At 41.2% G+C, this 22,172-nt stretch carries 17 protein-coding genes and 1 other RNA gene; 13 read left to right on the top strand and 5 right to left on the bottom strand.

Annotated elements, in window-relative coordinates; genetic code table 11:
- The 9 genes from RBATCC27255_RS02325 to purD form a co-directional block, all read left to right on the top strand.
- The coding region (locus tag RBATCC27255_RS02325; protein WP_101028564.1) for an SPFH domain-containing protein at nt 1–796 on the top strand (796 nt) is incomplete at its 5' end.
- Between the two features lie 79 nt (nt 797–875).
- Nucleotides 876–2,387: a putative ABC transporter permease gene (locus tag RBATCC27255_RS02320; protein ID WP_101028558.1), complete on the top strand. Its 1,512-nt coding sequence runs from the start codon at nt 876–878 to the stop codon at nt 2,385–2,387.
- A 228-nt stretch (nt 2,388–2,615) separates the two neighbouring features.
- Nucleotides 2,616–3,113 carry a 5-(carboxyamino)imidazole ribonucleotide mutase gene (gene purE, locus RBATCC27255_RS02315; RefSeq protein ID WP_101028557.1) on the top strand — a complete coding sequence of 166 codons (498 nt, stop codon included), beginning with the start codon at nt 2,616–2,618 and terminating at the stop codon, nt 3,111–3,113.
- Entirely contained in the window at nt 3,110–4,564 is a 1,455-nt protein-coding gene (gene purF / locus RBATCC27255_RS02310; RefSeq protein ID WP_101028556.1) for an amidophosphoribosyltransferase, read from the top strand. The genes purE and purF overlap by 4 nt, the downstream gene beginning before the upstream one ends.
- A 13-nt stretch (nt 4,565–4,577) precedes the next feature.
- Nucleotides 4,578–5,615: a phosphoribosylformylglycinamidine cyclo-ligase gene (purM, locus tag RBATCC27255_RS02305; RefSeq protein WP_101028555.1), complete on the top strand. Its 1,038-nt coding sequence runs from the start codon at nt 4,578–4,580 to the stop codon at nt 5,613–5,615.
- Complete coding sequence (gene purN, locus RBATCC27255_RS02300; RefSeq protein WP_015523913.1) at nt 5,615–6,241, top strand: phosphoribosylglycinamide formyltransferase; 627 nt, start codon at nt 5,615–5,617, stop codon at nt 6,239–6,241. The genes purM and purN overlap by 1 nt, the downstream gene beginning before the upstream one ends.
- A gap of 12 nt (nt 6,242–6,253) precedes the next feature.
- A complete protein-coding gene (locus RBATCC27255_RS02295; RefSeq protein WP_101028554.1) occupies nt 6,254–6,970 on the top strand; it encodes an IMP cyclohydrolase in 717 nt (238 codons plus the stop codon).
- Between the two features lie 26 nt (nt 6,971–6,996).
- Nucleotides 6,997–8,175, top strand: coding sequence for a phosphoribosylaminoimidazolecarboxamide formyltransferase (locus RBATCC27255_RS02290; protein WP_101028553.1), 1,179 nt, complete (start codon nt 6,997–6,999; stop codon nt 8,173–8,175).
- 13 nt (nt 8,176–8,188) lie between these two features.
- Nucleotides 8,189–9,454 (top strand): phosphoribosylamine--glycine ligase, encoded by a 1,266-nt coding sequence (purD, locus tag RBATCC27255_RS02285; RefSeq protein WP_101028552.1) that lies wholly within the window; start codon nt 8,189–8,191, stop codon nt 9,452–9,454.
- A gap of 36 nt (nt 9,455–9,490) precedes the next feature.
- On the opposite strand, the gene spo0A is transcribed toward purD, so the two are convergent.
- Nucleotides 9,491–10,261, bottom strand: a complete 771-nt coding sequence (spo0A, locus tag RBATCC27255_RS02280; protein WP_101028551.1) for a sporulation transcription factor Spo0A — start codon at nt 10,259–10,261, stop codon at nt 9,491–9,493.
- Nucleotides 10,262–10,409: 148 nt separating this feature from the next.
- A complete protein-coding gene (gene spoIVB, locus RBATCC27255_RS02275) occupies nt 10,410–11,432 on the bottom strand; it encodes a SpoIVB peptidase (protein ID WP_169923210.1) in 1,023 nt (340 codons plus the stop codon).
- A 175-nt stretch (nt 11,433–11,607) separates the two neighbouring features.
- Between spoIVB and RBATCC27255_RS02270 the strand changes: the two genes are divergently transcribed.
- Together RBATCC27255_RS02270 and RBATCC27255_RS02265 are read left to right on the top strand one after the other, a co-directional pair.
- Complete coding sequence (locus RBATCC27255_RS02270; protein ID WP_101028549.1) at nt 11,608–13,995, top strand: HAD-IC family P-type ATPase; 2,388 nt, start codon at nt 11,608–11,610, stop codon at nt 13,993–13,995.
- Entirely contained in the window at nt 13,973–15,319 is a 1,347-nt protein-coding gene (locus tag RBATCC27255_RS02265; protein WP_101028548.1) for a CCA tRNA nucleotidyltransferase, read from the top strand. Before RBATCC27255_RS02270 ends, RBATCC27255_RS02265 begins: the two co-directional genes overlap by 23 nt.
- Before the next feature lie 53 nt (nt 15,320–15,372).
- Here the strand turns inward: RBATCC27255_RS02265 and RBATCC27255_RS02260 are convergent, their stop codons facing one another.
- The 3 genes from RBATCC27255_RS02260 to RBATCC27255_RS02250 are packed head-to-tail and all read right to left on the bottom strand — an operon-like array spanning nt 15,373 to nt 18,850.
- Nucleotides 15,373–16,113 (bottom strand): amino acid ABC transporter ATP-binding protein, encoded by a 741-nt coding sequence (locus RBATCC27255_RS02260; protein ID WP_101028547.1) that lies wholly within the window; start codon nt 16,111–16,113, stop codon nt 15,373–15,375.
- Entirely contained in the window at nt 16,103–17,629 is a 1,527-nt protein-coding gene (locus RBATCC27255_RS02255; protein WP_101028546.1) for an ABC transporter substrate-binding protein/permease, read from the bottom strand. The genes RBATCC27255_RS02260 and RBATCC27255_RS02255 overlap by 11 nt, the downstream gene beginning before the upstream one ends.
- A gap of 48 nt (nt 17,630–17,677) precedes the next feature.
- Complete coding sequence (locus RBATCC27255_RS02250; protein WP_101028545.1) at nt 17,678–18,850, bottom strand: NAD(P)-dependent malic enzyme; 1,173 nt, start codon at nt 18,848–18,850, stop codon at nt 17,678–17,680.
- Nucleotides 18,851–18,966: 116 nt separating this feature from the next.
- On the opposite strand from RBATCC27255_RS02250, the gene rnpB reads away from it, so the two are divergent.
- Nucleotides 18,967–19,313: RNase P RNA component class A (gene rnpB, locus RBATCC27255_RS02245), an RNA gene on the top strand.
- A 224-nt stretch (nt 19,314–19,537) separates the two neighbouring features.
- Nucleotides 19,538–22,150 (top strand): starch-binding protein, encoded by a 2,613-nt coding sequence (locus RBATCC27255_RS02240; protein ID WP_169923209.1) that lies wholly within the window; start codon nt 19,538–19,540, stop codon nt 22,148–22,150.
- Nucleotides 22,151–22,172 lie beyond the last annotated feature (22 nt).

Raw genomic sequence — 22,172 nt, 5'->3', positions numbered from 1 at the left:
AACATATCATGTAACTTGGTCAACAGGCTTGCATGTAAAAATTCCGTTCATCGACAAAATCTCAAAAAAGGTTTCATTAAAAGAGCAAGTGATCGACTTCCCTCCACAGCCTGTAATCACAAGAGATAATGTCACCATGCAAATTGACACGGTTGTGTATTTTGAAATTACCGATCCAAAGCTTTATACTTACGGTGTAGAAAGACCGCTCAGCGCTATTGAAAATCTTACTGCAACAACATTGCGTAATATCATCGGTGATCTTGAGCTTGATAACACACTTACGTCCCGTGATACAATCAACGGTAAAATCAGAGTGATTCTTGACGAGGCAACCGACGCATGGGGCATTAAGGTAATCCGTGTCGAACTTAAAAACATTCTTCCGCCCCGTGAAATTCAGGATGCGATGGAAAAGCAGATGAAGGCAGAGCGTGAGCGCCGTGCAAGAATTCTTGATGCAGAGGGTGAAAAACGCAGTCAGATTCTCGTTGCAGAGGGTATGAAGGAATCTGCAATTCTTAAAGCCGACGCTGTTAAGGAGCAGAAAATCCGTGAGGCACAGGGTGAAGCTGAGGCTATTCTCACAGTCCAGAAAGCTAATGCCGACGCACTTAAAATGCTCAATGAGGCTGCTCCTACCGATAGAATTATTCAGCTTAAATCGCTTGAGGCATTCGGTAAAGCCGCTGACGGCAAGGCTACAAAGATTATCATTCCTTCAGATATTCAGGGACTTGCGGGCAATGTTACCGCAATTAAAGAACTCTGGAAAGATGATGTGCCAAAGGCATAAAGAATGTGAAATTTACGGCAATTTTTCGGGCACAGAATTCTGTGTCCGATTTGTTGCATAAAATTGTGGGGGACAGGAAATGCAATTTTTACTCGACCTGTTGTGGTACTTCGTAATTTTCTCGTTTTTTGGCTGGGTGGCGAGCAGTTTTCGTTCGCTTCTTCTTGAGAAAAAATTCAGTAACAACGGTTTTTTGACATCGCCGTTTTGCCCTATGTACGGATTTTCGGCGGTTATTTGTTATACGGCACTAAAACCGTTTGAAAACAGCAAGCTGATTTTATTCATCGGTTCAACTCTGATATTATCTGCACTTATGGTTGTGGTCGGTGTGCTTGTAGAAAAAACTCTCAAATTCAAGCCATGGGATTTTTCTTCCTCGAAATTCAGCATAGGCAATTATATAACTTTTCCTTATGCACTTTTCCTCGGATTGCTCGGTATGCTGCTTGTCGGATTGATAATTCCGGTGCTTCGCACAGCCGTTGAAGCAATTCCTTTCTGGGTAAGTCTTATTCTTGTTCTTTGCTTCTGCGGAATTATTGTAATTGATTATGTTTTTTCAATGATAACAACAATCCGTCTGCTCAGAAGAATTGCAAAGCTTAAAAATTCTTCCGAGCTTATGGATAAAGGTGCAACAGAGGTTGAAATTCAGGAACTTGAAGAAAACTATAACCGACTTTTTACAGAGAATATTTTAAGAAAAAGACTTGCGCACGCTTATCCCGATCTCACTCATATGGCTTATGTAAAGCAAATTAATGCTAAAATTGAGGAGATTAAGCAGGATAATATGAAAGAATATACACAAACCTTTGAAAGCAAAGAGGACAAGCCGTTTGCTTACGGATTCTGTTTTACGAAGCTTTTTTATCTGTTTGTGATCGGTTCTTTCATCGGCACGATTCTTGAAACAATATGGGCATTCTGCGTTGACGGACATTTTGAAATGCGTGTCGGTATGGTTTACGGTCCGTTTATTCCTGTTTACGGCGGCGGTGCGTGTTTTCTGACAGCTGCTTTGTATAAGCTTTACAAGCTTAATGATACGCTTGTTTTTGTGATAAGTGCTTTTGTCGGAGCAGGTTTTGAGTATTTCTGTTCGTGGCTGCAGGAGCAGATGTTCGGAACGGTTTCATGGGACTACAGTGACACTCCGTTTAACCTTGACGGCAGAACTAATCTTATGTATGCCCTTATCTGGGGATTCCTCGGTCTTGTCTGGGTGCGTTATCTGTATCCGTGGACAGCAAAGCTTATTGAAAAAATCCCTAAAAGAGCAGGTGCAATTATTACAACATTTCTGATTGTATTCATGGCATTCAACGGCTTTATGTCCGTAACAGCTACGGCAAGATGGACTCAGAGAACAGAGGGAGTGCCTGCGTCAAACAGCTTTGAAGAATATCTCGATGAAAAATTCGATAACGAAAAGATGGAATTTCTTTTTCCGGGTATGAAAAAGGCTGCAGAGGCGGGAGTTACAACCGAGGGCGTCATTTCCAATGAAAGACCGTATCTTAATGCTACAGGCCCCGATAAAGGCACAAAAATCGAACAGGGAAAAGATGTTTCCGAGATTGATTGATATCTTGAAGTGGCTATGCTTTGCACAGTCACTTTTTGCTTTTTGGCGGTATTTTAAAAATAATTTCGCCTGACTATTGAATTTTAACCGATTTTTTTATATAATTAATTAGTAATGCTTTATTTATGTCGATTCAAAGCATAAATTGGCATATTTGTCCTGACTTTGTCTGCCCACGGCACGGTTTTGCGGCAATTTATCAAGTGGGCGGAAAGGCTATGAGTAGTTATGAAAAAGGTTGCAATTATTATGGGCTCCGACAGTGATTTTCCCGTAGTATCAAAGGCTGTCAGTAAACTCAAAGAATTTGGCGTAGAGTATGAGGTTCATGTAATGAGTGCACACCGTACTCCCGATGCGGCAATTAAGTTTTCGGCAGATGCTAAAAAGAATGGTTTTGGTGTAATCATTGCCGCAGCAGGTATGGCGGCACATCTCGCAGGTGTTCTTGCGGCAAAAACAACCCTCCCTGTAATAGGAATCCCATGCAAGTCGGCTCAGCTTGACGGTATGGATGCTCTTCTCGCAACAGTTATGATGCCTACAGGAATTCCGGTTGCAACAGTAGCAGTTGACGGTGCGGCTAACGCTGCAATTCTTGCCGTTGAAATGCTCGCACTTTCCGACGATTCTCTTGCAGAGAAGCTTGAAAATATGAAAGCTGATATGGAAAAAGGCGTTGCCGAAAAAGACAAGGCAATGCAGGCTAAGGTGGCAGAGCTTTGATTAAGAACTATGTAGATATTGACACAAAACTTGACAAAGTAAATGACGAGTGCGGTGTGTTCGGTATTTACCGTAATGATGACGATATCGATGTTGTTGCCGCCGCAAATGACGCACTCTTCAGCCTTCAGCACAGGGGACAGCAGAGCGCAGGTATCACCGTGAATAAAGACGGTGAATTTACAACTGTCAAGGAACTCGGTATGGTGTCCGAGATTTTTACGCCCAAAGCACTTGAAAAACTTCCAAACGGTAAGATTGCAGTCGGTCATGTTCGTTATACTTCATCGGAATCACTCGACCGTGCATCTAACCAGCCGCTTGTTATGCGATATATTCAGGGTTCAATCGGTATTGCAAGCAACGGCTCAATTACAAACTTCAATGAAATAAGACAGGAACTTGAAACAGGCGGTGCTGTTTTTCAGTCCAATTCTAATGCTGAAATTATGGCTTATGTTATCGCAACCGAAAGATGTGTAACAGACACGCTTGAAGATGCTGTTCTTTCTTCAATGAGAAAGCTCAAGGGCGCTTACTCAACTGTAATTTGCGCACCGAGCCGTCTTATCGGCTTTCGTGATATGCACGGATTCCGTCCGCTCTGTATCGGCAAACTCAAAAACAGCTGGATTTTCACTTCAGAAAGCTGTGTTATCGACAGTCTCGGCGGTGAATTTGTCCGTGATGTTGAGCCGGGTGAAATGGTAGTAGTTGACGAAGAAGGCTTTCACAGCTACAAATTAAAGCTTTTGCCCGATAAAACATCTTTCTGCCTTTTTGAATATGTTTATATTGCAAGACCGGACAGCGTAATCAACGGTGTCTGCGTACATAATGCAAGATTCAAAGCCGGTGAACTTCTTTATGACGAGTTCCCGATTGATGCAGATATGGTGTGCGGTGTTCCCGATTCGGGACTTATTGCCGCACAGGGTTATGCAAAGGCTTCGGGTATCCCGTTCAGCACAGGTTTTGTCAAAAATAAATATATCGGCAGAACAGTAGGTTCGGGTAAAGATAAAAAGAAAAGACTTCTCAGAACAAGACTTACCGCTTTGAAGGCTAATGTTAAAGGCAAGAGAGTTGTTATTATTGATGACTCAATCGTCAGAGGTGAAACCTCAAAGCATATTGTTCGTCTTATGCGTGAGGCAGGAGCTGCCGAGGTGCATATGCTCATCAGCTCACCGCCGTTTGTATGTCCGTGCTACTTTGGTGTGGACATTCACGATAAAGAAAGTCTTATTGCAAACAAGTTGACAACAAGTGAAATCTGTGAATATATCGGTGCAGATTCACTTGGTTATCTCAGTATAAACAGTCTCAGAAAAATTGCTGAGGGTGCAAATATAGAATTCTGTGACGGTTGTTTCACGGGCAGCTATGACGCTGAAATTCCGAGAACAATCTTTGTAGATAAATACGCTAAAAAAATTAACAGAAAGTGACGGAGTGATTACAATGAACAACAGCTTTTCCGAAAGCTACAAAGCGGCAGGTGTTGATGTAACAGCAGGCTATAAGTCTGTAGAGCTTATGAAAAAGCATGTGGCACGCACAAAAATCGACGGTGTTATTTCAGGCATCGGCGGTTTCGGCGGACTTTTTGCCCCTGATTTCAAAAATATGGAAGAACCTGTACTTGTCAGCGGTACCGACGGTGTAGGCACAAAAATCAAGCTTGCTTTTCTTCTTGACAAGCATGACACAATCGGTATTGACGCAGTTGCAATGTGCGTAAACGATGTAATTTGCTGTGGAGCAAAACCTCTTTTCTTCCTCGATTATATCGCAATCGGCAAGAACTATCCCGAAAAGGTAGCTGAAATTGTATCAGGCATTGCAGAAGGCTGTGTTCAGTCCGGTTGTGCTCTTATCGGCGGTGAAACTGCAGAGCATCCGGGTCTTATGCCTGTTGACGAATATGATGTTGCAGGTTTCAGTGTTGGTATTGCAGACAAGCCAAAGATGATTGACGGTTCAAAGCTTTGCGAGGGTGATGTACTTTTAGGACTCCGTTCTTCGGGTGTTCACTCAAACGGATTTTCACTTGTCAGAAAAATCTTTGATATCAACGAGGAAACAATCAACGCCGAGTATCCTGAGCTTGACAAAACTCTCGGTGAAACATTGCTCACTCCTACAAAAATTTATGTAAAACCTCTTCTCGCTCTTATGGATAAGGTTGATGTAAAGGCTGTATCACACATCACGGGCGGCGGTTTCTATGAAAACATTCCCCGTATGCTTACAGACGGTCTTTCTGCCAAAATCAAAAAGGACAATATTCCTGTTCTTCCTATTTTCAAGCTTATGCAGAGAGTAGGTAATATCCCCGAGCACGATATGTTCAACACATTCAATATGGGTGTAGGTATGATAATTGCTGTTGCCAAGGAAGATGCAGACAAGGCTCTTGAGGTTCTTGCGGCTAACGGTGAAGACGCTGTTGTACTCGGTGAAGTAATCAGCGGTAATGACGGAGTAGTGTTTGAATAATGAAAAATATTGCAGTTCTTGTGTCGGGCGGCGGCACAAATCTTCAGGCACTTATTGACGCTCAGAACAGGGGAGAGATTAAAAACGGAAAAATCTCTCTTGTTGTGTCCTCAAATCCAAACGCTTATGCACTTGAAAGAGCAAAAAATAATTCGATTGCAACTGAGGTTATCAGGAGAAAAGACTATGACGAATTTGATGAGTATGATTCTGCTGTAACCGAGCTTTTGAAATCCAAGGATGTTGACCTTGTTGTTCTTGCGGGATTTATGACTATTCTCGGAAAGCAGTTTATTTCTGCTTTTGAAAACAGAATAATCAATATCCATCCGTCGCTTATTCCGTCATTCTGCGGCGAGGGATATTACGGACTCAGAGTTCATGAGGAGGCTCTTAACAGAGGCGTCAAGGTAACGGGTGCTACCGCACATTTTGTAAACGAAGTGTGCGACGGCGGTCCCATTATCATTCAGAAAGCCGTTGAAATTCAGAACGGTGACACACCTGAAATTCTTCAGAAAAGAGTTATGGAACAGGCTGAATGGAAGATTCTTCCAAGGGCGGTTTCGCTTTTCTGCGAAGATAAAATTATAGTAAAAGACAATAAAACCGAAATTCTTGACTAACGGAGGAAAAATATGAAACCTGTATCACTTTACAATGACATTGCTTCAACTTCATATCCGGGCAGAGGCATTGTAATCGGCAAAAGTGCAGACGGCTCAAAGGCTGTTATTGCATACTTCATTATGGGCAGAAGCGAAAACAGCAGAAACAGAGTGTTTGCAGAAACCGAGGACGGCATCAAAACTCAGGCTTTTGATCCGTCAAAGCTTGTTGATCCGTCACTTATCATCTATTCTCCCGTAAGAGTTCTCGGCAACAAAACCATCGTTACTAACGGTGACCAGACAGATACTGTTTATGATCTTATGAATGAAGGTCAGACATTTGAACAGTCCCTCACAACAAGAGAATTTGAGCCTGACGGTCCTAACTACACTCCACGAATTTCTGGTATCGTTGAGTGTGAAAACGGCAATATGAACTATGCAATGTCAATTCTCAAAAGTGCAGACGGCAATCCCGATTGCTGCGAAAGATACACATTTACATATGACAAGCCGATAAATGGTCTTGGCAGATTCATTCACACATATATGAGTGACGGCAATCCGCTTCCGAGCTTTGAGGGTGAACCTACACTCGTAGAAATCGGTAACGATGATATTGACACATTTGCCGAGAAAATCTGGAATTCTCTCAATGAGGATAACAAGGTTTCACTTTTTGTACGCTATATTGACATTGCTTCAAATAAGGCAGAGTCAAGAATTATCAATAAAAACAAGTAATTTATTTTTCGGAAAGGATGAATCCAATGAACGAACTTGCTTTAAAATACGGCTGTAACCCGAATCAGAAGCCTTCGAGAATTTTCATGCAGGACGGCAAAGATCTTCCTGTTGAGGTTCTCAACGGCAAACCCGGTTACATCAACTTTCTTGATGCATTTAACTCATGGCAGCTTGTAAAGGAACTCAAAGCGGCAACAGGTCTTCCTGCAGCTGCGTCATTCAAGCATGTAAGTCCTGCCGGTGCGGCAGTTGCAACTGAGCTTTCTGACACACTCAAGAAAATCTACTTTGTAGATGACCTTGAACTTTCTCCAATTGCAAGCGCATATGCAATGGCAAGAGGTGCAGACAGAATGTCGTCATACGGTGACTGGGTGGCTCTTTCCGATACTTGCGATGTTCAGACTGCAATCCTCCTCAAGAGAGAGGTTTCTGACGGTATTATTGCTCCTGACTATACTCCCGAGGCTCTTGAAGTCCTCAAGTCAAAAAAGAAAGGCAACTATAATGTTGTAAAAATCGACCCGAACTATGTTCCTGCTCCTATTGAGCATAAGGATGTTTTCGGTATTACATTTGAACAGGGCAGAAATGAACTCAAAATTGACGAAGAAATGCTCCTTCAGAACATTGTAACAGATAATAAGAATTTTACAGAGGATGCTAAGCGTGACCTTCTTGTTGCTCTTATCACTCTTAAATATACTCAGTCTAATTCTGTTTGCTACGCAAAGGGCGGTCAGGCAATCGGTGTAGGCGCAGGTCAGCAGTCAAGAATTCACTGCACAAGACTTGCAGGCAATAAGGCTGATATCTGGTATCTCAGACAGCATCCGAAGGTTATGAACCTTCCGTTTGTTGACAACATCCGCCGTCCTGACAGAGATAACACTATTGATGTTTACATCTCTGACGATTATGAGGATGTGCTTGCCGACGGTATATGGCAGCAGTTCTTCAAAACTAAGCCCGAACCTCTTACAAAGGAAGAGAAAAAGGCTTGGCTTGCAACATTTGACGGTGTTTCACTCGGTTCTGACGCATTCTTCCCATTCGGTGACAACATTGAAAGAGCAAAGCGTTCAGGCGTTAAGTTTGTTGCACAGCCTGGCGGTTCAATTCGTGATGATAATGTTATTGAAACCTGCAATAAGTACAATATGACAATGTCATTTACAGGTATTCGTCTTTTCCATCACTGATAGAGGTGCGGTTATGAAAATTTTAATGATTGGTTCGGGCGGCAGAGAGCACGCTTTAATTAAAAAGCTTCTTGAAAGTCCTAAATGCACAAAGCTTTATTGCGCTCCCGGCAACGGCGGTATTTCAAGAGATGCCGAGCTTGTTAATATCGGAGTTATGGATAAAGAAAATATGGTTAAGTTTGCAAAGGACAATGCAATTGACCTTGTTTTTGTAGCCCCTGATGATCCGCTTGCTGACGGTATGGTTGACGCTATGCAGGAGGCTGGAATCAGAGCATTCGGTCCTAATGCAAATGCCGCTATTATTGAGGCGTCAAAGGTTTTCTCAAAAAATCTTATGAAGAAATACGGCATACCTACTGCAAAGTATGAAGTATTCAATGACGCTCAGAAAGCAATTGACTATATAAAGAACGAAAATACCGCTCCCGTTGTTGTAAAGGCTGATGGTCTTGCACTCGGCAAGGGTGTAATTATTGCTCAATCTGTTGATGAGGCAATTGAAGCAGTCAAAGAAATTATGGAGGACAAGAAGTTTGGCGACTCAGGTAACAATATCGTTATCGAAGAGTTTCTTACAGGTCCCGAGGTTTCTGTTCTTGCATTTACAGATGGTAAGTGCGTAAAACCTATGGTCAGCTCAAAAGACCACAAGCGTGCTTTTGATAATGACGAAGGTCTTAACACAGGCGGTATGGGCACAATCAGCCCGAACCCGTATTATACAGACGAGATTGCCAAGGAATGTATGGATACAATCTTTATCCCTACAATTGAGGCGATGAATAAAGAGGGCAGACCTTTTAAGGGCTGTCTGTACTTTGGACTTATGATTACACCAAACGGTCCAAAGGTTATTGAATACAATGCCCGTTTCGGCGATCCTGAGGCTCAGGTTGTTCTTCCAAGACTTAAAACTGACCTTGTAGATATCTGTGAGGCTGTTATTGACGAAAAGCTTTCCAACCTCGATATTGAATGGGACAACGGTGCTGCAGCTTGTGTTGTTATGGCAAGCGGCGGATATCCTGTTTCATATAAAAAGGGTATAGAGATGTTCGGTCTTAATGATAACGGCGGTGTCGATGGTGCAATCGTTTATCATGCCGGCACAAAGTACGAAAACGGAAAGTTCTATACAAACGGCGGTCGAGTTCTCGGTGTTACTGCAACAGCGGATACACTTGATGAGGCACTCGAAAAGGCATATGCCGCAGTAGAAAAAATTTCCTTTGAAGGCGCTCATTACAGACACGATATCGGAAAAACTAAATAATATATTAAGAGCCACTCTTAACGAGCGGCTCTTTTTTTAGCCTGCATTTTTAATCTGCAGTCTTAATTTGTCTGAAATCATGGCAATAAATTCGCTGTTTGTGGGCTTTCCTCTGTCGTTGTGGATTGTATATCCGAAATATGAGTTCAGAACATCAATGTCGCCTCGATCCCATGCAACCTCAATTGCGTGTCTTATAGCTCTTTCAACCCGTGAAGAAGTTGTTTCGTACTTTTTGGCAACCGACGGATAGAGCTGTTTTGTCACGGCATTGATAATTTCAGGATGCTCAACAGACATAATGATTGAATCACGCAGATAGTGATAGCCTTTGATGTGAGCCGGAACTCCTATTTCATGGAGAATATCGGTCACTTTCATTTCAATTCCGAAAGCGTCAATAATTCTTCCTCTGCCAAAATTATTTTTCTTGCTCAAATCCGACAAATCGCTGATAATGCTGCTTAATTCGGAAATGTTATACGGCTTCAACACAAAATATGATGCACCAGAATTCATAATTTCACGCTCCAGAACAGGACTGTGAAAAGAGGAATATACCATAAAAACAGGTACTTTTGTGTTCTGCCTTGTGACGCTCCTCATTACTCCGATTGCGTCAAGCCTTGTCATAAATGAATCCATCAGCACAACATCAGGGTTTTCTCTTTTAATTTTATCGCACAATTCTTCTCCGTCTTTTGCGCAGAAAATAACGGAAATATTCTTACTCTGTAAGATATTAAGATTTTCCTGCGTAAATTCGGAAGCGTCATCAGTTACGATTAGTTTTATTTTGTTGTTCATTGTGATTTCCCCCAGTAATTTTTGTTGTACTAATATTACCACAAAATGGTAAAGTTGGCAATACCTTCCACAAAACTTTTTTAAAAAATTGGGAAATTCTTTTTTAATGTTGCTCTATACAATATGAAACGAACAAGTAATCATACATTTAGTGCTGATTATTGTAACATTCTGCCATATATTGTGCGAAAACGCCGTAGCCTTCTCTCGGATTGTTGAGAAAAACATGAGTAACGGCACCCACAATTTTGCCGTTTTGGACTATCGGACTGCCGCTCATACCCTGTACAATACCGCCGCAATTTTCGAGCAATCTGCTGTCGGTTATTTTTATGACAAAATTTTCATTTGATGTCATATCACGGTTGCAAATTCTTTTGATTTCAATTTCATATTCCTGCGGCGTATCTCCGACAGGCGTTGTTACCATAACAGCCTTTCCTGTTTTAACTTCATCGTCATTCGCAATCAGATATTTCTTGTTTCTTTTATAATTTTCACTCGTTAAATCTCCGAAAATTCCTAAAGGAGAGTTTACGCTCAAATTACCAAGCCGAACATCTGTAAAATATCCGCAGAAGCTGCCGGCTTTACCGCAGACGCTTTTATCAATTCCGCTGATTTGAGCCTGAACTGTTTCACCTGATTTTAACGGTAACAAAGCAGCCGTGTCACAGTCGCATATTCCGTGACCGAGTGCGGCAAAATAATTATTGCTGTCATCATAATAGGTCATAGTTCCGATGCCTGCACAGCTGTCACGAACCCACGCACCGAGGAGATATACTCCCACGGTATTTTTAATCGGTAAAACGGTTTTATTTTCGATTTTGCCGTTTCTATCAATTTCAACAGTAATTTCATTGCCGTTTGATTTTTCAATTTCAGACTTTAATTCTTCATTTGTGCTGATTTTTGTATTATTTACTTTCTTTATAATGTCGTTTACTTTAAGTCCGCCCTCTTTTGCGGGGCAAACATATTTTTCACCGTCATAGTAGCTTTCAAGCTTGATTATCATTGCTCCGTTAGCATAAAATTTAACTCCGAAAGCCTCACCGCCAATGTAAACCTCATTTTTATCATCAGCGGCATAAGGCGAAAAAGTCGAAACAGTAAATAATAATGTGAAAATCAGGGCAACTGATATAATTTCTTTAAATTTTCGCAAAAAATTCACCTTCTTTCCGTTGCCTTTATTATGATTTGCATTTATAATATAGATTAGTGCGTTGATGAAAATATTAAAAATGTTACTGGCAGAGGATTTTACGAAAAGGCGATAAACAGCCGTGCATTGTAAATTATTTTCTGAAATTATATCATTTTCTTATTATGAGGTATATATGGAAAACACAAATTCTAACCTTGTCGGTCTTACCAATTCCGAAGTTCAAAAGCGTATAGATGAAGGAAAGGTAAATATTTCAACTAATATTAAAACCAAATCAATCAAAAGAATATTTTGTGATAACATTTTTACGCTTTTCAATCTTATAAATGTAATTTTGCTTGCGGCATTGATTTTTGTGGGTTCACACAAGAATATGCTTTTTATCGGTGTTGTTATAGCAAATATAATTATAGGTATAGTTCAGGAGATTCGTTCCAAAATAAGCGTTGACAAGCTGACTATTTTGTCTGAGAAAAAAATCAATGTTCTCAGAAACGGTAAAATTGCAGAAATAAGTAAAGATGAGATTGTTCTTGATGATATTCTTGTGCTTTCAAGAGGAAGCCAGATTCCTGCCGACTGCATTGTATGCGACGGTAGCTGCAGAGTCAACGAAAGTTTGCTTACAGGCGAATCAAATCTCATTGAAAAAAATGTCGGAGATGAACTTCTTTCAGGCAGTTTTATTGCGGCAGGAAAATGCTATGCTCAGGCTGTAAAGGTCGGAGCCGATTGCTATGCCGCAAAGATAAATAACGAAGCCAAATATATTAAAAAAGTAAATTCTCAGATTATGGAGTCATTCAATTTCATTATCAAAATCTGTACATTTGTACTTTTCCCGATTGGCATTGCATTTTTTATTCGACAATTCACCCTGCCCGATGCAACATTGCAGTCTGCTGTAATCAGCACTGTTGCGTCGCTTGTCGGTATGATTCCAAAGGGAATGATTCTTCTTACAAGTTCTGTTCTTGCAGTATCAATTATCAGGCTTTCATCCAAAAAGGTGCTTGTACAAGAGATGTATTGCATTGAAACACTTGCAAGAGTTGATGTGCTATGTCTTGATAAAACGGGAACGCTTACAACAGACGAAATGACAGTAACAGGCGTTATTCCATTTGGGGCTGATGACAATAAAATCAAGAAAGCACTTTCTTCAATTGTAAAAGCGTCCGATGAACTGAATGCAACTTTGTATGCACTGCGTGACTATTCGGATTCCGTTTCACCGTATGAGTGCAGTAAATTCTGCGATTTTTCGTCCGAAACAAAATGGTCGGGTGGTACATTTGAAAACGGCAAGACCTACATAGTCGGTGCGACTGAATGTATTTTAAAAAGCAGGGAAAAGTATTCCGAGGTGTATTCTGAGATTGAAAAGATAAATCAAACCGTCAGAATCCTTGTTCTTGCCGAAAGCGATAGTGAACCGGACAAAGACTCATTGCCTGATGATTTAAAACCGCTTGCACTCATTCTTATCAAGGATAAACTTCGTGATAATGTAAATGAAACGGTAAAATATTTTAAGGAACAGGGTGTCACCTTAAAGGTAATTTCAGGCGACAGCGTTAAAACTGTTAAAAATATTGCAATTGATACAGGGATCGAGGGTGCAGAAAATGCAATTGATATGTCAACCGTGACAACAGATAAAGAGCTTGAAGATGCGGCAGAGCGTTGTAATGTGTTTGGCAGAGTAACTCCGGCTCAAAAGAAAAAGCTTGTGGTTGCCCTTAAAAAGCACGGACATTCGGTTGCTATGACAGGTGACGGAGTAAATGATGTTCTCGCACTCAAAGAGGCGGATTGCTCCGTAGCTATGGCGTCAGGCAGTGATGCCGCACGAAATGTGTCACAGCTTGTACTTGTCAATAATGATTTTGGCGCGATGCCGAGCGTTGTGGCAGAGGGCAGACGAACAATCAATAACCTTGAACGAAGCTCTGCACTCTATCTTGTAAAGACAATTTATTCGGTTATACTCTCAATTTTCTTCATATTCTTCCGCACAGGATATCCCTTTGAACCGATACAGCTTACGCTTGTAGGTGCATTAACGGTTGGATTGCCATCATTTGTTCTCGCACTTCAGCCGAATAAAGATATAGTAAAAGGTAATTTCACCGTAAATATAATAGCAAGATCACTCCCAACAGCTTTTTGTATTTCGGCAGATACAATATTACTCGCAATTTTAAAGTATATGACAGATATGCCGCAGGCACAGTTTTCAACTCTCTGCGTATATCTTACTGCATTTTCATGTATGCTGCTTGTAATCAGATTATCAATCCCGTTCAATCCGCTCAGAGCCGTTATGGTCATCGGATGTTCCGCGGGAATAATAATCGGTTCAATCTTCTTCGGCGGATTGTTCTCAATTGCACCTCTTACATTTGAAAACATCATATTGCTTGTAATCTTTGCTGTAGGCACATTTGTTGTATTTAATATATTCTACAATATAGCACAGCACTATATAGAAAAATTCAAAAAGGAAAGTCATCTTAAACTGACTGCAAAAAGAAATGCAAATAAACAAAAACGCTGAAAAATTAATCAGACAACTGAATAATCAAGGCTATGAGGCTTTTATAGTAGGCGGTTGTGTTCGTGATTATCTTCTCGGTTTGACTCCGCATGATACAGATATTTGCACAAATGCTTTGCCCGAGCAGACAAAAAAATGCTTTGAGGCTTATCATACTTTTGACACAGGTATCAAACACGGCACAATTTCCGTTGTATGCGGCGGTGAAGTCTATGAAATCACAACCTACCGTATTGACGGTGATTATTCCGATAACCGTCATCCGGACAGCGTAAGCTTTACACGAAACATAAACGAAGATTTACGACGCCGTGACTTTACGGTAAATGCAATGGCATATAACGCTGAATACGGTCTTGTCGATCCATACGGCGGTAAAAATGACCTTAAAGATAAAATTATCCGTTGTGTCGGAAATCCCGATACACGCTTTAATGAGGATGCTCTGCGAATCTTGCGGGCATTACGCTTTGCCTCTGTTTACGGATTTTCAATTGAAGAGAACACATCAAAGTCTATATTTAAAAATGCAGACTTGCTAAAAAACATTGCAACAGAGCGTGTGACTTCGGAATTTCTAAAGCTCATCTGCGGTAAGGATGCCGTAAAAATTCTTGACGCTTACCGAAAAACTATTGCTGTTATTATTCCTGAAATTACCGCTATGTTCAATTTCGATCAGAACAACATACATCATTCGTATGATTTGTGGCAACATACCCTGACTGCACTCGGTACAATTGAGCCGAATCCCATACTTCGTATGACAATGCTTCTGCATGACATCGGCAAGCCTCCTGTTAAAACCACCGACAACAGCGGTCAATCGCATTTTCAGGGACATCAGCTTGAAAGTAAAAAAATTGCAGACAAAATTCTGCACAGACTAAGATTACCGTCTGATTTTATTAACAAAACTCTTCTGCTAATTGAATATCATGATGTCCGCTTTAACGGCAGTAAAAAGCTTATGAAAAAGGTTATGAATGTACTCGGTACAGAACTTACAAAGCAGTTGTTAGAGGTCGAATACGCCGATATATCTGCCCAGTCTGAATATCAGCGAGAAGAAAAGCTCGGATATCTTGAAACGGCTAAAACACATCTTAATGAAATAATCAAAGATAACGAATGTTTTAAGCTGAGTCAGCTTGATATCAACGGTAAAGATGTGTTAAACCTTGGCGTAAAAGAGGGAAGAGATGTCGGAAATATTCTCGATTATCTGCTAATGCTTGTAGTAGATGCAAATGTTCCAAACAAAAAATCAATTCTCATATCAAAAGCCAAAGAATATATTTACGGTAATCAAATAAATAAGTAATTAAAAAAAGAGGATTTCAGCGAAAACTGAAATCCTCTGATTTTTGTTTAAAATTAAAGAACCTTTGATAAAAATTCCTTTAAACGGTCGTCCTGCGGATTATTGAAGAACTCCTGCGGATTGTTCTTTTCTTTGATAACACCGTCGTCAATAAATACAACATCGGTTGCAACTTCCTTTGCAAAGCCGATTTCGTGAGTAACAACAACCATTGTCATACCTGCCTTGGCAAGCTCTTTCATAACATCAAGAACTTCGCCGACCATTTCGGGGTCAAGCGCAGATGTCGGCTCGTCAAAGAGGAGAACATCGGGATTCATTGCAAGTGCTCTTACAATTGCTATACGCTGTTTCTGACCGCCTGAAAGCTGGTTCGGATATGCGTTTGCCTTTTCGGCAAGTCCTACTCTGTTCAAAAGATCCATAGCGTCTTTTTTAGCCTCATCTTTGCTCTTGCCAAGAAGCTTGACGGGAGCCATTGTAAGGTTGTCAATAACAGTCTTGTGGGGGAAAAGGTTAAACTGCTGAAACACCATTCCCATTTTTTGACGGTGAACATTTATATTAACCTTTGGATCCGTAATATCGGTACCCTCAAAGAAAATGTGACCGCCTGTCGGTTCTTCAAGTCTGTTAAGGCAACGGAGAAAAGTTGATTTACCCGAGCCTGACGGACCGAGAACAACAACTACATCGCCTTTAAAAATGTCAATATCAATACCTTTAAGAACCTGAATATCCTTACTGAATGATTTTTCAAGTCCTCTTACGGAGATTAATGCGTTATCTTTCACTCTTTTTCAATCTCCTTTCAAATCTTCTGAGGATGTACGAAAGCACAAGTACAATTACAAGGTAAATCAATGCAACCGTAATAAGCGGGAAGAATGCCTCGTAAGTTCTTGAACGAATCATATTACCAATATATGTGATATCTGCAAGTGCAACATAACCTGCAACCGAAGTTTCTTTGAGAAGCGTAATAATTTCATTGCCGAGTGCAGGAAGAACATTTTTAATTGCCTGCGGAAGAACGACCATTGTCATTGTCTGTCTGTTGTTAAAACCGAGTGAACGGCTTGCCTCAGTCTGTCCGATGTCAACAGCCATAATGCCCGAACGAACAATTTCTGCAACATAAGCGGCAGAGTTCATGCCAAATGCAATGATTGCGGCAAAGATACCGTTTCTTACAGATGCAAGAATAATGTAATACATAATCATCAACTGAACTACAACAGGTGTGCCTCTGATAACAGTAATGTAGATGTTGCAAATCACATTAAAGAATTTCAGAACGCAATCACCGAAGCTCCTGCATTTTCTCTTTCCAAGCTGAATATCGTGAGTAGCTCTTACAAGAGCAATGACAAAACCGATAATAACACCGATAATACCTGCAAACAATGTGATTTCAAGGGTTACAAGCAAACCGCTTAAAAGCTGCTGCCATCTGTTATCTGTGATGAATGTGTTTTTAAAGCTTTCGCCGAGATTGCCGAACAAACTGCCCGACGCACTGTCGTTTACGATAATAACCTGAGTTGTGTTTGCATATGAAGTTGAAAAGTCGATATTTTTTCTTCTCTCCGGTGTGTCGGTCATACCTGCCATACCGAAATCGTCTTTGCCTGTCTGAACAGCAGTGATAACAGAATCAAATTCCATATCATCAATAACAAGTTTTTTACCGAGCTTGTCACAGATTGCTGTAGCCATCATCGGATCAAGACCGACAATTTCACCGCCTTCAACATATTCATACGGTGGAAAAGCAGCGTTCGTAGCCATATGAAGTTCACCGTCATACTTGATATCCTTAGGTGATTCGTAGGGTACGGTATCGGTGTTGCCCTCTATGTAGTAGCTTTTGATTTTGTCCAGAACGCCCTCGTCTTTAAGCTCTGCAAGAGCTTTGTCGATTTTTTCGGTGAGTTCATGATTTTCCTTTGAAATGCAGATTGCATACTGCTCTTCTGCAAAAGGTTCATCAAGAATTTTTAGTCCTGCATTTGCTTTTACAAATTCCTTTGCCGGTTCACTGTCAATTACAACACAGTCGATTTTATTCTGTGTAAGAGCTACGATAGCGTCGGCACCCTTGCTGTAACGCATAACCTTGGTGCCGTCAGCCTCATAGTCAGATACAAAAGTATCGCCTGTTGTACCTGTCTGAACACCTACGGATGCTCCCTTGATATCATCGGCAGTCTTAATTTCCTTAACCGATGAATCACCGCATCCGGTGAACAGAAAAACAGTGGAGAACAGCATTGAAATCAGTACCAATAAAGTAACTGTCTTTTTCATTGTTTTCCTCTTTTTCTTTCTCTTAAAATATTTATTTGCAAATCTTTATCAGATTCTTGCAACGCCTGATTCAATTGCAGCCTTCTTAACAGCCTCAGCAACAGTTTTGCCGATTCTCTTGTCAAATGCCTCTGGAAGAATATAATCTGCATTAAGCTCTTCATCGCTCACGAGTGAAGCAATTGCAAAAGATGCGGCAACCTTCATTTCTTCGTTAATATCGCTTGCACGGCAGTCGAGAGCACCTCTGAAAATACCCGGAAAAGCAAGTACATTATTAATCTGGTTAGGAAAGTCACTTCTGCCTGTACCTACAACAGCCGCACCTGCCTTCTTGGCAATGTCAGGCATAATCTCAGGAGTCGGGTTAGCCATAGCAAAAAGAATAGGATCTTTAGCCATTGACTTAACCATTTCTTCGCTTACGCAACCTGCGGCAGAAATTCCGAGGAATACATCAGCACCTTTCATTGCATCTGAAAGCGAACCCTCAAGGTGAGAAAGGTTAGTAATTTCAGCCATTTCCTGTTTAACAGCGTTAAGTCTCGGATCACCCTTGCAGATAATGCCCTTACTGTCGCAAAGCGTAATGTCCTTTACACCCATATTAAGAAGGTGCTTTGCAATTGCAATACCTGCCGCACCTGCACCGTTCATAACAACCTTGATTTCGTCAAGTTTCTTGTGAACAAGCTTGAGTGAGTTGATAAGACCTGCTGCAACAATAACGGCTGTACCGTGCTGGTCGTCGTGGAAAATCGGAATATCACACTTCTCTTTGAGCTTTCTTTCAATTTCAAAGCATCTCGGAGCGGCAATATCCTCAAGATTGATTCCGCCGAATGAACCGCTGATAAGGTAAATTGCGTTTACAATTTCGTCAACATCCTTGCTCCTTACGCAAATAGGGAATGCGTCAACATCGCCGAATTCCTTAAAAAGCGCACATTTGCCCTCCATAACAGGCATACCTGCCTCAGGACCTATGTCACCAAGACCGAGAACAGCTGTACCGTCGGTCACAACGGCAACAAGGTTGTTTCTTCTTGTGAGTTCAAAAGACTTGTCATAGTCCTTCTGAATTTCAAGACACGGTTCTGCAACACCGGGAGTATAGGCAAGAGAGAGGTCTTCAGCCGAGTTAATCGGAACTCTTGAAACAACTTCAATCTTACCGTTCCACTCATAGTGTTTTTTGAGTGATTCTTTTCTGATATCCATATCGGTAACTCCTTATAATAAATTCCCTTTCATTATACCCCTAAAAAGCTGTTATATCAAGTAAAAATCACAAATTTCATTTGACTTTTGCACAAAAAAGGTATAAAATAAATGTGCGAGTGTGTTGAACAGCTGCGAGCAGCTGCCGAAAGGTACTGTGCGAGGAAAGTCCGGGCTTCACAGAGCAATAATAACGGCTAACGGCCGCCGGAGGCGACTCCAGGGATAGTGCAACAGAAAATTACCGCCATTATTATGGTAAGGATGGAAAGGTGAGGTAAGAGCTCACCGGAGGGCAGGAAACTGCTCTGCCGTGTAAACCCTATTTGAAGCAACACCGTGGTAGGACATTATGCGCTTGCTCGGCGTGTCCTTAGGAGGTGGCATCGAGCAGATTCGGTAACGGTCTGCCAAGATAGATGGCTGTTCACGACAAAACCCGGCTTACAGACACAGTCGCATATTAAGGCACCTTTTATGGGTGCTTTAATATTATTGTCGAATCTTGGTAATTTGTATAAAAATTATGTGCTTTTGCAACCTGCTGTTTTAAAGCGCTGTATTTGTGTTGCTCTTTACCGTACTTTATGTCTGAAACCTATTGAAATTGATTTAATTTATTGGTTTCAGTCGACTGATTCGACACATTGTAGAGTTTTGAAATTAATTTGAAAGGTGTGTAAAAATTTGAAAACAAAATCAAAAATACTCAGCGCAATATTGAGCGTGAGCATCCTGTCGGCAAGTCTATCTGCCTTTGTATCCGGTTCACTCGGTGTTCAGGCGGCAGAAAGCTCGCCAACCGTATCGGCTAATAAGTACAGACTCAAAGATAATATTCAGGACGGTGTAATTTTACATTGTTTTGACTGGACTTATAACGATATTAAGGCTGAATTGCCTAAAATTGCAAAAGCCGGATTTACAAGTATACAGACTTCTCCGGCACAGCCAAACGGAACAGGTACTTGGTATTGGTTATATCAGCCAATTTCATTCAGTATCGGAACAAATGGTGTCGGCACAAAGGCTGAACTTCAGTCGCTTTGTGATGAGGCAGAAAAGTACGGAATCAAGATTATTGTCGATGTTGTCGCTAACCATTTGAGAGGCGATCACAACAACATAGACGACGATTTAAAGCCATCCGAGTATTGGCATACCTTCGGCGGAGGTATTGACTGGAAAAACCGTTGGCAGGTAACACACGGCTCGATTGGTATGCCGGACATTGCAACCGAAAATCCATATGTTCAGCAAAAAGTCTGCAACTATGTTCAGGAACTCAAGTCGGTAGGCGTTGACGGACTTCGTTGGGACGCTGCAAAACACATTGGTGTTCCGAGCGAGGGCGACGATTTCTGGAAATCGGTAACACAGTACGGTCTTTATAACTACGGCGAAATTCTCGGTGGTCCCGATGACCGTTCGACAGGCAATGAAGACATTATGAAAGAGTATACCGATTATATTTCTGTCACAGACAGTAATTACGGCAAAGAACTCCGTGATTCGTTTAATTCGGGCAAAGCTCCTAATTCAAGCGGAAACTGGAGTGAAAAAGGCATTTCAAACGATAAGCTTCTTTATTGGGGTGAAAGCCATGATACATGGTCAAACAACAAAGACTGGGGCTTTTCAAATGAAATGAGCCAGAATGTTATTGACCGTGCCTATGCGGTTGCTGCAAGCCGTAATAAGGTTACTGCTCTTTATTTTTCCCGTCCTTCTTCAACCAACAAAGAAAGTATCAAAATGGGAGAAAAAGGCTCAACTCATTTCACCAGCAGAGAGGTTGCCCAAATCAATAAGTTCCATAATGCAATGGACGGCAAAGCCGATTACTACACTGTATCAGACGGTTGTTCTGTAATTACCCGTAAAGACGGCGGTGCTGTTATTGTAAAAGGCAGCGGAAGCGGCGAAGTATCGGTAGAAAACGGCGGCGGTTACGCTAAACCCGGCACATACACAGACGCTGTTTCAGGCAACACATTTACAATTACATCAAGCACCATTTCAGGTACAATAGGTTCATCAGGTATAGCTGTTGTCTATGAAGCAGAACCCGAAGAACCTTCAGCGTCGGTAACTCCGGGTTCAACAAACTACGATACTGATGAGCTCACACTTACACTCAATTTCAAGGACGCAAAAAATGCTCAGTATTCAATAGATAACGGTGAATTTGTAAACTATACAAACGGTCAGCAGATTACAATCGGCACAAACCTTCCATACGATACAGTAACCACAGTAACAGTAAAGGCAAGTGACGGCAAGACAACATCCGATCCGGAAACATATACATATACAAAAATAGACCCGAATGCCGTAAAGGTTGTTGCTTATGATAACTCATCAACAAAGTGGTCAAAGGTCAATGCATATTTCTGGAGTGATGACAATAAAGAAATGACATCATGGCCGGGCAAGAAAATGACCGACAAGGGTAATGATATTTTTGATATTGAAGTGCCTGATGGTGCAGAATATGTAATTTTCAACGATGGCAACAGTCAGACTGATGACCTCAGGATTGCGGACGGTAATAAAATTTACAGCAACGGTTCTTGGCAGAACTATTCGACTGTAAAACCTACTCAGCCGACAACAGCTCCAACCACAACTGTTCAGCCAACAACCGCATCACAGCCTGTTACAACACAGCCTGCTACAACTCAGCCTGCTACAACTCAGCCTGTTACGACTCAGCCTGCCACGACTCAGCCGGTAACTGAACCTTCAAACAGGATTCTTATCGGTGATGTTGATTTAAACGGAACAATTACAATCAGCGATTCAACAGAAGCACAAAGATATATTTCTCACATATCGACTTTAAGTGATGATGCTCTCATTGCGGCTGATGTAAACAAAGATTCTGTTATTTCGGTTAAAGATGCAACTTCAATTCAGGCTTATGTTGTTAAACTTACTGTTGAAGACTCATACTGCGGTACTTACACAGGCAATATTGAACCTACTCAGCCTGCAACAACCGTGACAGAGCCAACGACCGAACCGACTTCAATTCAGACAAAGAATTATGTTTATTTCAATAATACAGATAACTGGTCAACAGTGAATATTTATGTATGGAGTTCAACAGATTCTAATTATATGAGCTGGCCGGGTGAGGCTATGGAAAGTATTGGCAACAATACATACAGATTTGAACTTCCTGACGGCGTAGATTACGCTATATTCAATGACGGTTCAAAACAGACAGGTGATTTAAAAATCCCCGATGTGAATATGATTTACTCAAACGGACAGTGGAGTAAATACTCTGAGTAAAATTTAATAAGATTATATAAGT

The sequence above is a fragment of the Ruminococcus bromii genome (assembly GCF_002834225.1).
GTDB lineage: Bacteria > Bacillota > Clostridia > Oscillospirales > Acutalibacteraceae > Ruminococcoides > Ruminococcoides bromii.
Note: the sequence above shows the minus strand (reverse complement) of the source record. Positions and strands in the feature narration are given on the sequence as shown.